Annotated in this window: 11 protein-coding genes; 10 read left to right on the top strand and 1 reads right to left on the bottom strand. The window is 54.2% G+C overall.

Annotation, left to right across the window (positions count from 1 at the left end):
* Nucleotides 1–342 precede the first annotated feature (342 nt).
* Nucleotides 343–1,542 (bottom strand): ROK family transcriptional regulator, encoded by a 1,200-nt coding sequence (locus ACR0C5_RS19475; protein WP_170490590.1) that lies wholly within the window; start codon nt 1,540–1,542, stop codon nt 343–345.
* A 186-nt stretch (nt 1,543–1,728) separates the two neighbouring features.
* Here ACR0C5_RS19475 and ACR0C5_RS19480 point away from each other — a divergent pair, with 186 nt between their 5' ends.
* The 10 genes from ACR0C5_RS19480 to ACR0C5_RS19525 all read left to right on the top strand — a co-directional run bounded on the left by ACR0C5_RS19480 (nt 1,729) and on the right by ACR0C5_RS19525 (nt 11,227).
* Nucleotides 1,729–2,748, top strand: coding sequence for a sugar ABC transporter substrate-binding protein (locus tag ACR0C5_RS19480; RefSeq protein ID WP_170353723.1), 1,020 nt, complete (start codon nt 1,729–1,731; stop codon nt 2,746–2,748).
* A gap of 116 nt (nt 2,749–2,864) precedes the next feature.
* Nucleotides 2,865–3,935 carry an ABC transporter permease gene (locus ACR0C5_RS19485; RefSeq protein ID WP_170791656.1) on the top strand — a complete coding sequence of 357 codons (1,071 nt, stop codon included), beginning with the start codon at nt 2,865–2,867 and terminating at the stop codon, nt 3,933–3,935.
* The gene (locus ACR0C5_RS19490) at nt 3,935–4,717 is read left to right on the top strand and encodes an ATP-binding cassette domain-containing protein (protein WP_170791657.1); all 783 of its coding nucleotides are present in this window, start codon (nt 3,935–3,937) and stop codon (nt 4,715–4,717) included. The genes ACR0C5_RS19485 and ACR0C5_RS19490 overlap by 1 nt, the downstream gene beginning before the upstream one ends.
* A gap of 107 nt (nt 4,718–4,824) precedes the next feature.
* Nucleotides 4,825–5,385 (top strand): nucleoside/nucleotide kinase family protein, encoded by a 561-nt coding sequence (locus ACR0C5_RS19495; RefSeq protein WP_480878584.1) that lies wholly within the window; start codon nt 4,825–4,827, stop codon nt 5,383–5,385.
* A gap of 93 nt (nt 5,386–5,478) precedes the next feature.
* Nucleotides 5,479–6,132, top strand: coding sequence for a fructose-6-phosphate aldolase (gene fsa, locus ACR0C5_RS19500; protein WP_170791659.1), 654 nt, complete (start codon nt 5,479–5,481; stop codon nt 6,130–6,132).
* 910 nt (nt 6,133–7,042) lie between these two features.
* Nucleotides 7,043–7,210 carry a hypothetical protein gene (locus ACR0C5_RS19505; protein WP_170537863.1) on the top strand — a complete coding sequence of 56 codons (168 nt, stop codon included), beginning with the start codon at nt 7,043–7,045 and terminating at the stop codon, nt 7,208–7,210.
* Nucleotides 7,203–7,394: a hypothetical protein gene (locus ACR0C5_RS19510; RefSeq protein WP_480878587.1), complete on the top strand. Its 192-nt coding sequence runs from the start codon at nt 7,203–7,205 to the stop codon at nt 7,392–7,394. Before ACR0C5_RS19505 ends, ACR0C5_RS19510 begins: the two co-directional genes overlap by 8 nt.
* Before the next feature lie 37 nt (nt 7,395–7,431).
* Nucleotides 7,432–8,736 (top strand): DUF6538 domain-containing protein, encoded by a 1,305-nt coding sequence (locus tag ACR0C5_RS19515; RefSeq protein ID WP_480878590.1) that lies wholly within the window; start codon nt 7,432–7,434, stop codon nt 8,734–8,736.
* On the top strand, nt 8,733–8,906 hold the full coding sequence (locus ACR0C5_RS19520; RefSeq protein ID WP_480878592.1) for a hypothetical protein: 174 nt from the start codon (nt 8,733–8,735) through the stop codon (nt 8,904–8,906). Before ACR0C5_RS19515 ends, ACR0C5_RS19520 begins: the two co-directional genes overlap by 4 nt.
* Before the next feature lie 248 nt (nt 8,907–9,154).
* Complete coding sequence (locus tag ACR0C5_RS19525; RefSeq protein WP_480878595.1) at nt 9,155–11,227, top strand: pentapeptide repeat-containing protein; 2,073 nt, start codon at nt 9,155–9,157, stop codon at nt 11,225–11,227.
* Nucleotides 11,228–11,303 lie beyond the last annotated feature (76 nt).

Below are 11,303 nucleotides of genomic sequence, written 5' to 3' on the forward strand. Positions count from 1 at the left end.
GGTTAGGTCGGAGCGGACGTTCAAGGCGAGTGCAGCGAAGGACTGGTTAGAGCCCACTTGGACCGATGCTGCGCGATGCCCCAATTGCAGCAATGCGCAGGAAGCGGACGTTGCAAACTCACGTTGGCCACGGCGGTGTAATATGTGCAATCGGCCTATTACCCACTTTCGACGGCAGGTGATAAGCTTGCGACACAGTATTTCAAAGCGGTCGTTCGCGGCTGGCATGCGGTCCGATCCAAGCTGAGCTCGCGCGTGCCAAAGCGGCGTTCAAAGGCCGCCACCTAAAGCATGACCAGCGGTTACTTCCTGCTTTGAAAATCTGACTGCGATGAACTTCGGCTACATTCCAGAAAGCCCAGCATTGGTATTCAATAGAAACTGGCGGAAAATTGGGCTGCTAGCCGCCCCAATGCCGCGAGCGTTTTCCCCAACCGCAGCGGCCTCAACGACCGGAGGAATCAAGCCGCGTTTGTCTTGGTTGACTAAGTAACGGCGAACCCTAGACACCAGTTCTTCCCGAACCTCAGGCGGGAACGCGCCATCGATGAAAATGGCCTCAAAGTCGATGACAGCACAGATTGAAAGAGCGGCCTTAGCTAATTCTTGCGCTGTGGTGCCAATCCACGGCTCGACATAGCGAGAAATGCTGCTCCAATCCTGCGGCTTCTCCCACAGAATCCCCGGGTCGACACCCGCTTCGATCAGTCGGTCCTCGAGCAAAAACAGCGACGCCGTGTCGATCAGTTGTTGGCTTTCACCCAAAGGACCGGTCGTGCGCATGGCGCCCAATGCACCGGCATTGCCTTGGTTGCCTTCGAACACGGTGCCGTTCAATGCAACACCGCCGCCGATCATTGAGCCAATAAAAAAGTAGAAGTAGTCACGGTATTCTGCCCCACGCCCATAGAGATGCTCTGCGTGACAGGCGGCTGTCGCGTCGTTGACCACAAAAACCGGCAAATCGCTGAACTTGGCGACCTCGGAAAAGAAATTCACGTTTCTCCAAGACCGAAATTTTTTTGCAGCAAGCCCAGACAGATCGTGCCATTTCCAAAGTTCAAATGGAGTCCCGATCCCGATCCCACAAACACGATCACGAAGCCTCTGAGGCTCGTGGGACAAAAGCGTTTCCAAACCAGACTCCAAAAAACCGAAAATGACCTCTGGTAGCGGATAGTCATAAGTCGTGGAAAGTTGGCGGCGCGGCGTGCCAGTAAAGTCGATCAAGAGCAGATCGGCGCTACGCCGCCCGATCTTCATCCCAACCGACAAGATGCCTTCCGGGTTTAACTCCATAGGGGTTGAGGGCTTTCCAACCTTCCCGCGCAGTGGAGTACCACGCTTGAGAATCGCGTCCTTTTCAAGCTTGCGCAGAATGATTGATACAGTCTGAGGAGACAGGCCTGTTAATCGCGCGACGTCGGCGCCTGCGGCGGGCCCATGCCGTTGTAAAACTGTCAAAATCAGACGCTCGTTGTGATCGCGAACCCCGCTTTGACTTACCCCACCGGTCAGTGTGTTGAGCGCTTCTCTCTCCATAAGCCTGAACATAAACACCTTGTTTTCTTATGAAAAGGTTCTCCGGTAAATTAATAAATAAACTTTATTTATTTATTGACAGAAAGGCTAGAATCACAGTTTCTTGAAATAGACCTTCATTGGAGGATGAGGGCGAGTCTCGTTGGCCTGCCATGCGGGGCATCAACAATTTTCTGGGAGGACTACATGAAAAATCTATTCAAGATTGCCGCATCTGCTACCGCGCTTACGGTGGCTGCTGCATCTGCTCACGCAGCCGGAGAAACCGTTTGTCTGATCACCAAGACAGATACCAATCCATTCTTTGTAAAGATGAAGGAAGGCGCAACGGCCAAGGCCGAAGAGCTTGGCATGACCTTGAAGGCCTTTGCCGGTAAAATCGACGGCGACCATGAAACTCAAGTTCAGGCCATTGAAACTTGTATTCTCGACGGCGCAAAGGGAATTCTCCTGACGGCCTCGGACACAAGCTCGATTGTCCCCGCTGTTCAGCAGGCGCGTGACGCTGGCCTCCTGGTTATTGCTCTGGACACGCCGTTAAGCCCGATTGATTCCGCTGACGCAACCTTTGCGACAGACAACTACAAAGCTGGCCTGTTGATCGGACAATGGGCGAAGGCAAAGATGGGCGACGCAGCGGCTGACGCCAAAATTGCGACGCTTGATCTGAACGTCAGTCAGCCAACCGTGGACGTTCTTCGCAATCAGGGCTTCCTCGACGGCTTCGGTGTGGACCTGGCAGACCCCAACGTCATCGGCGATGAATCTGATGCTCGATTGGTCGGCAGTGACGTGACCGACGGCAACGAAGAAGGTGGGCGCCGCGCCATGGAGAACCTTCTGGCCAAGGACTCGACGATCAACGTTGTTCACACGATCAATGAACCGGCAGCGGCAGGTGCCTATGAGGCTCTGAAATCCATTGGGCGTGAAAACGATGTGCTGATCGTTTCGGTCGACGGTGGCTGCCCCGGTGTACAGAATGTGCAGGCCGGAGTTATTGGAGCTACAAGCCAGCAGTATCCGCTTTTGATGGCTTCGCTTGGGGTCGAGGCTGTTAAAAAGTGGGCTGAGGAAGGCGTAAAGCCCGAAAACACGCCCGGAAAAGACTTCTACGATACCGGAGTCGCGCTCATCACGGACCAACCTGTTGATGGCGTGGAATCGATTTCTGTCGCCGAAGGCTTGGAGCTCTGCTGGGGCTAAAATAGACCTAATGAATGAGGCGCATGGGAGCGCCTCATAACTCCTTTCACCAGCAAACCGAAACTTCCTGTACACTCATCTCGTGGGCATTACGCCGCCCGCGAAAAGGGGGAGATATGTCCGAAGCAAACCAAAGCGCCCAGGAATTTGAAACCGCTGCTAGCAGAACAGAAACTGTTGCGGCTTTTGAGGACCATCGGCGTGGCGTTCTGGGGAGGTTGCAGCATCTTCTCCACGTCAATCCATCTTTTGTGCCGCTTATCGTTCTGGTCGGTGCGATGTTGATATTTGGCCTTCTATTAGGCTCAAAGTTCTTCTCTCCGTTCGCAATGACTTTGATCCTTCAACAGGTCCAGATCGTCGGCATCGTGGCTGCCGCTCAAAGCCTTGTTATTCTGACGGCCGGCATTGACCTGAGCGTCGGTGCGATCATGGTTTTTTCTTCTGTCATCATGGGGCAGTTTACGTTTCGGTACGGTATTCCGGTACCAATTGCGGTCATGTGCGGCCTTGCAGTCGGAACTTTGATCGGGGCCCTCAACGGATGGCTTGTCAGCCGCGTTAAGCTCCCGCCGTTTATCGTCACGCTTGGAATGTGGCAGATCGTTCTGGCTACGAACTTCCTGTATTCCGCAAACGAAACCATTCGTAGTCAGGACATCGAAGCCAACGCCTCTTTCCTTCAATTCTTCGGAACCAAGTTCAGCATCGGTGGAGCGACCTTAACTGTTGGCGTCATTTTCATGCTCACCCTGATTTTTGTATTGGCATATGCGCTCAAACACACGGCCTGGGGACGGCATGTCTATGCGGTCGGTGACGATCCCGAGGCTGCCGAGCTTTCCGGTGTGAACGTCCACAGAACTTTGATGTCCGTCTACATGCTGTCCGGCTTGATCTGTGCCTTTGCGGGCTGGGCTTTGATCGGGCGCATCGGATCGGTCTCGCCGACCTCCGGCCAATTGGCCAATATTGAGAGCATTACCGCTGTTGTGATCGGGGGTATCTCGTTGTTCGGCGGGCGGGGCTCCATTCTGGGATCGTTGTTCGGAGCACTGATCGTCGGCGTATTTACTCTAGGGCTGAGGCTGCTGGGCGCAGATGCGCAGTGGACCTTTCTACTCATCGGGCTTCTCATCATCGCCGCGGTCGCAGTCGACCAGTGGATCAGAAAGGTATCGGGCTAATGTCAGACACAACGCCAGTCGTCCAAGGCCGCGGGATCGTGAAGCGCTATGGCCACGTCACCGCCATCGACCATTCCGACTTTGAACTGCGGCAAGGAGAAATCCTTGCAGTGATCGGAGATAACGGCGCGGGCAAGTCGTCCATCGTCAAGGCGATCTGCGGCGCCACAATCCCGGACGAGGGCGAGATTCTGATCGAAGGGAAGAAGGTCAATTTCACCTCGCCGATCGACGCTCGGAACATGGGGATCGAGATTGTCTATCAGCAGCTTGCCATGTCTCCTGCCCTGTCGATTGCGGACAACATGTTCATGGGGCGCGAGATCCGCAAACAGGGGTTCATGGGCAAGTACATGCGTCAGTTGGATCGGCCTGCCATGGAAAAGTTCGCCCGCGATAAACTGACCGAGCTTGGGCTGATGACAGTGCAATCGATCAATCAGGCAGTTGAGACGCTGTCCGGCGGCCAGCGCCAAGGCGTAGCCGTTGCGCGTGCTGCCGCCTTTGCGACGAAGTTCATCATCATGGACGAACCCACGGCTGCTTTGGGGGTCAAGGAAAGCCGCAAAGTGCTTGAGCTTATCCAAGACGTGCGGGCGCGTGGTATTCCGATCATCCTGATCAGCCACAACATGCCGCATGTATTCGAAGTCGCTGACCGCATCCATGTCCATCGGTTGGGCAAACGCCTGTGCACGATCGACCCCAAGGATTACACGATGTCCGACGCGGTGGCCTTCATGACCGGCGCCAAGGAACCCCCGAAAGAGGACGCCGCGTGATCGAGCAGGATGTACAGCGCGTTTGCGACTTGATCTTCTCCCGGAGGCAGGTTGGGGTTCGGACGATTGTCGCAATCGCCGGCCCCCCTGCATCCGGAAAGTCGACTTTGGCAGAAACCGTCGTGCAATCGCTGAACGCTCAACAAAGCTCTGCGATTCCTTTAGCCACACTGGTGCCCATGGACGGTTATCATCTGGACAATCGCGTGCTGGAAACGCGAGGCTTGCTGGCCCGAAAAGGCGCGCCGGAAACCTTCGATGCAATTGGGTTCTGCACTGCAATCAGAGGGCTGCAATCCGCGCAGCATGAGTCCTTTCATCCTAAATTCGACCGCCAAATGGACCTGGCCATTGCGAATGCGATTGCCGTTCACCCGGAAACTCAGACTGTGGTCGTAGAAGGGAACTACCTTTTGATGAATAGCGACCCGTGGAGGACGTTGGTAGACGTTTACGCCGCAACGGTTTTTGTCAGCCCCACATTGGAGGAACTCGAAAACCGGTTACAGCATCGCTGGATCAAGCATGGCTTTGACCCGCAAGCCGCGCTGCAACGCGCGAAAACGAACGATCTGCCAAACGCGGAACACGTCATCCGTGATAGCAGGAAAGCGGATCTCACACTGAACCAGAATTACACTGAATTCGGGATGCGCTACGCGTTCTGAATTTGCGCATTGGATTCACCCATCCGTTAAAGCAGCACCTCTAGGCGGGTTCAAGTGCAACCAAAATCACTCCATTCACGATGAGGAACCCTCATGAAGTTCTTTGTGGACACAGCAGAAGTAGACGAGATCAAAGACCTTATAGGCTTTGGATTAGTAGATGGTATCACCACCAATCCAAGCCTGATTGCCAAGTCCGACCGCAATTTCAAAGAAGTTATCGCCGAAATTTGCACCCTGACAGATACGCCCGTGTCGGCAGAAGTTGCAGCCCTGGATACTGCGGGAATGATTGCAGAGGGAGAGAATCTTGCAGCAATCGCCGACAACGTCGTTGTCAAACTGCCGCTGACACTGGATGGCCTCAGGGCCTGTGCTCATTTCAAAAAGGAAGGGATCAGCACAAACGTCACACTCTGTTTCTCAGCCAATCAGGCACTCTTGGCGGCAAAAGCGGGTGCGACCTATATATCGCCTTTCATTGGCAGATTGGACGACATCAATCTGAATGGGGTCGACCTCATTAGAGATATCCGGAGCATCTTCAACAATTATGACATTGAAACTGAAATCATTGCAGCATCCATCAGAAGCCCCAATCACATAACTGAGGCTGCTTTGGCCGGATCAGACATTGCCACGATACCCCCGTCCGTCATCCGCAAACTAGTCACGCATCCGCTGACGGACGCTGGCATTGAACAGTTTCTTTTTGATTGGAAGTCTACAGGGCAATCGATTCTTTAATGGGCTTTCATTTTGATGGAAACGGGATGACCTGAACCAGACCTTGAACGGCTGAGTAGCAAGGCCTTGTTTCGGGACTTAAAACTAAATGAGACGCTCCTTGATTTGACAAACTGGCCGAGTTTCGTGGGAAACTGTCAAAACTCCTCTTCAATAGCGGCATGAACACTGCGGCAACAGCAGACCGCTCCAACGTCCGCTTTGTTGAAGTGACTGGAGACTTTGGCGCGGTCGCAGCGACACGTCCGCTTCCCGCCCCGAGCGTCAGACTCAAACGTCCGCTATGGGCTGTCTGCGGCCCTCCGGCGCAAGCGGACCAATGGCGGTAAAGTCCCCTATCGCGGTCATTCAGCCAGCCCTCAACCAAAGTCCGCTACGGCAAAAAGAAAGCAAAGCGCAGATCCCCCGACAACTCCTTACGCCAGGCCCTCTCGACTCCACCGAGCCTTTATCTGGCAGGGGTTATGCTTGTTCTCGGCGTCCTGATGAGCCCGTGCATGACAGCTTGGGCATAGTGCAATCGCGATGAAAGTTTTCTTGCCCGTTGAGATGTCGGAGCAAAGTTCCTCACCGCAGATCTCGAGCAACTCCCCGCGCCACATTAACTCTTTGGTGGTGATGCCACATTGCTGGCACTGCGCCTCTTCAAGAGCACACCTGACTTCCTCAACCGAGACTATCCGTTGATAGTTGCATTCAGTATCGGCCATTTTCATACCCCGCGAAATCGTTGACAACTCAACCCTGTGCAATGGACCTGCTCTGGCCTCACCCAGTATTCGCCTTGGGACATTCACGCTAACGCAGGTGTCGCGCGCAAACAAGCCAGCGAGTATCACTCACACCTTGCCCCCAGAAAACGAGCAACCTCCTGCATCTAAATAAAGAAGCAACTGTAGGAGTTTGATCCATGAAGTACCTGTCTGCCCTCGGCGTTCTCGTCGGGGGTTTTCTTTTGCACCCACCGCCCAAGGCTGTCCTGACGACGATGCTCTGGGTGGTTTCGCGATCCCACCCCGCTGTCTCGGCGCTGGTTCTGCTGGCGGTCCTCTGGACGTGGAAGTCCGACGATGACTGAGCTGGAACTGAACCCCGGTGACGTAGTGGTCATCCATGCCTTTGATGACGTCCCAGAGCATCTGTTCCGTGTGGAAGAGGTGTTCGAAGACTGCGTGACCGGCTTTGCTGTAACCGGCCCTCTGGCTGGGTCCTACGGCGAACCGGCTCTCGAGATGATCGTCAGACTCGTCTCAACCAACTGAACCCATCCCAAATTCGAAATCTGAAAGGAGGAGACCTATGTCTGCTCACATTCGCTATGCCTATCTGAAGGGTCATACGTGGTTGTTCAGACGGAACTATCCCGTTGACGTAGCTCTCGCGCTGGGCACTCAGGCGCTGAAGCAGAGCCTCAAGACCAGTGACCCCGGTACAGCCCGTGTCCGAGCCGCTGAAGTTAATGCGCGGTTTGAGACGCTGGTGGAACAGGTTCGGTCGCAGGCAGAGGAGTCACTGTCTGCCCCAAAGAACGCCGCTGACCTTCCTGAATGGGTGGACCAACCAGAGTCGTCTCTCGTCCGTCTCCGGGCCACTCTGGAGGACTCTGGATGCAATCTGGAGCGGTCTGAGTTCGCCAGACCATCAGCGCCGGTAAAGGTGCCGGTTCGTGAGTTAAGCCGGGTCTATCTGAACAAGCGCAGTAACGAGCTACGACCCAGCGGGTTCAAATCGGTCCGATACTCTGTCGGGTTGTTCACTAGTCGCTTTGGTGACCAGTCGGTTTGCAGCTTATCCAGAGCACACGGAAGAGAGTTCCTGACGGCAATAGCCCAACTGTCCCCGATGATAGGCAAGTCTGAACGGACCCGTGGGCTGACCCTGGACCAGTTGGTCGCGTTCTCGTCTCGGGGATCGGTGACCATAACAGCCAGAACCCAGCGGCGTATCTGGTCTCAGGTTAACCACTTCCTCGACTGGGTGGTCTATGAGGGGCATCTGGAGGTTAATCCATTCCGAACTGTTCTCTTCGACCGCAAAGTACGTCCTCAACCCTATGCCGTTCCGACTGACGATGAAGTCCTGCGGCTGCTGGGAGCCAAGGACCGGGACTTGCAACCGGTTCTACTGACCTGTCTGTTGACGGGAATGCGAGCGGGGGAAGCGGTCGGGCTGCTCCGGGAAGACCTCGTGACCAAGGGCAACCTCGGTTGCTTCGTTCATGTTCAACCAAACGAACTGAGACTGCTGAAGACCGATGCGGCGGAGAGACTGGTTCCGGTCCACCCGGTGCTAAACGAGACGTTCCGTCAGTTACCTTGCCATGGCCCTCTGTTCCCTGACCTGACCGTTGCGCACGTCACCAAGGGGTTCGCGAGACTGAGACGACGGTTGGGTCTGGAGCGACCGGGACTGGTCTTCCACTCGACCCGCAAGTGGTTCATCACCCAGTGCGAACGAACGGGTGTTCCTGAGCACTTCACTGCTTCTCTGGTCGGTCACCAATCGGCACGTTCGGAGAACGGGATCACCTACGGCATCTATTCGGCTGGCATCAGTGACGAGCAGCGGCGGTCGATCGTTGACCAGATAAGACTTCCGACATGACCTTCCCCGACATTGATGCGTTCGAGGAGCGAGCTGCTATCGCTGAGTTCGATGGCGGGTGCACCCGTAAAGCTGCGGAAGATCTGGCTGCTCGTGCTCAGGGGTTTCCTGACGCTGAAGCCTACTGGCTGTGGTTGGCCGGCTATGTCGTCAACCGAAGACCACCCTGACACCTAACCCTCGGCGGCCCTTAGCGGGTTGCCGGGGGATTTCTGCTTTGCTTTCTTTTTTGCCAAAGAGGGCGTTGGCCGATCGTGCGAGAGTGGTCTAGGCGGCAACTACTGGTCGCTCACTCAGCAGTGTTTCGAGTTCAAACGTGTTCCGTTTGGCCTTGCTCGGGCTGCTCTGGCCTGTAGGCTGAGCAGTATCCTACAAATCGAAAAAAATCTTAAGATCTCACTTCAGATTAGTGCCCAAAATGCAGATTATTACACATATTTTTGAGGACTGTATAAGAATGAAAGTCACAATTTTTCATAAATTTGCTGGTGTCTGCTTCGTCGGAGTGGCCTTGTTTACTCCATCGCTTGGCCAGACCGACAATACACCTACGAAGCGAGAGCTTGTCGCACGCTTGATTGACACCCAAGCCTGTGTGGGTTGTGACCTTAGCGGTTCTGACTTGAACGGTTTAAACCTCTCTGGCGCGAACTTGAGTGGCGCAGTCCTGACTAAAGCTGATCTTTCAGGGGCACGGCTATCTGACGCGAACCTGTCAGACGCGAATCTCGCTGGTGCAAACTTGCAAGGCGCAATTCTAAACCGTGCCAACTTGATGGGTACTGACCTATCAAATGCCAATCTATCTGCATCACGTCTACTAGAGGCTGACTTGCAAGGCGCAAACTTGACTGCTGCCGATTTAAGGTGGGCAAAGTTCAGGCAAACTGACATTCGCAATGCAACTATGATCAGGGCCAATCTTACCAAAGCGGAGGTCGCTGGCTGGTTCGACGACGGAGCAGTCTTCTGTGAAACCCTTGAACCCAATGGCACGTTAATTAACCGTGATTGTTACAAGCTTGCGGCGCAATCTAAAGAGGTCTTGTCTCAGCCATCCTCAGAGGACGTGACAAATGCTTCCATTGAACCAAGGGAAGCAGATTGGGCCGTGCTCAGCGACGTCGGTCGTGCCCAGCGAATGCTGTCCAAGCTGGGCTATTCCGCTGGTTCAATCGATGGAATCTGGGGACAGAGTACTAGAAGCGCGCTGGAAGAATTCCTAGCAAGTAAGGGGCAGATTTTTGACGGCAGCTTTGGAGAGAACGAGATCAACACTCTCGAGTCTGCGGCTGCTGAAAGCGGTATAAAAGAGTACCCCAGCGTTGAATGGTCATACCGTTCTGCACTTATTTCTTTTGGTGGCTACGAATTCGCAGATCAACCTGTTTTCGACATGATAAAAACCATCAGAGATATGCCGTCATTTGGGCTAAACACGGTGACTTTGGATTTTCGCTGCATTGGCTTAATGGAGGCCGACCTGCCGACTGAATATCCTCTGGGACGTCGAATGGGATGCGCAATCGCGAACAAGCAAATACTTGAAGACGAAGGTTTCGCCTCAACGCGACGCGATGCTACGAGCCTCGCAATGGATGAAGCGAGAGCGGCGGGGCTGGCGGTCAATCTGCGGCCAACGTTCGCTGAGCTGGCCCGCAGGTTCGAACCAAAAGACGCAGCTGGTTATGGCACGGTTCCGCTGGATGTTTTTTTTGATGGGGATGGCCAAACGTGGTCAGGCTATGTGCCCATAATCATGGCTGTAGCTCGTTACGCTCAGGACAATCAGGCTGAATACCTCACAATTGGCGTCGAATTAAATAATTTGAACAGCGCGATCGAGGCTGACGCGCGCTGGCCTGAGATCCTTAAAAAGATTCGCTCCGTATACGATGGAAAGCTCATCTATGCGCACAATTACAACAATGATTCAGACATCCGCAGACTTCCTGCAAGCCATGTGATGCGCCATGTGGACATAGTTGGGTTGAACTTCTTTCCAAATCAGATCATGGAAGGGCGGAAGGACTACTCCGCTGAATCTGTCGCCATCGCTTTGCAGCGAGCCCGTCTGGAAAACGGACAGAACATGATGGACGAGGCGGAAAGGCTACGCGCAGAGCTAGATGTTCCTGTCTTACTAACAGAGTCACACTTTCCAACTTGGAGAGGATCAGCCAATTGGATCTTCCGTGGTGGCTGCGATTATCAAAATGCAGGACGCACAGGTTGGGAATTCACTCAAGGGCCGCTTCAAGAAAAAAAGCCGTCGGATGAACACGGTCGCCTCCTAGCTGCTGCTTTCATGTTGGCTTTCGAAGATGCGGACTGGGTCCACGGGACGGATTATATCTTCTGGAGCGTTGCGCATGCTTTCGATGACAGAACAGACACCAAAGAATACGGTCCTTGTTCAAGTTGGCTTTGGAACAGCGATGACGGGATAAAGGAGTTGATCAGAGATTTCCATTCAATTTCTTCGAAATAGAGGTTCGGAGCGGCTGTGGAAACCGTCCGCTCCGGGCTCTCAGCAACCCTTCGCCGCAGCCCCACCAAAGCCCCCG

It is taken from the genome of Ruegeria sp. N8 (assembly GCF_056531325.1).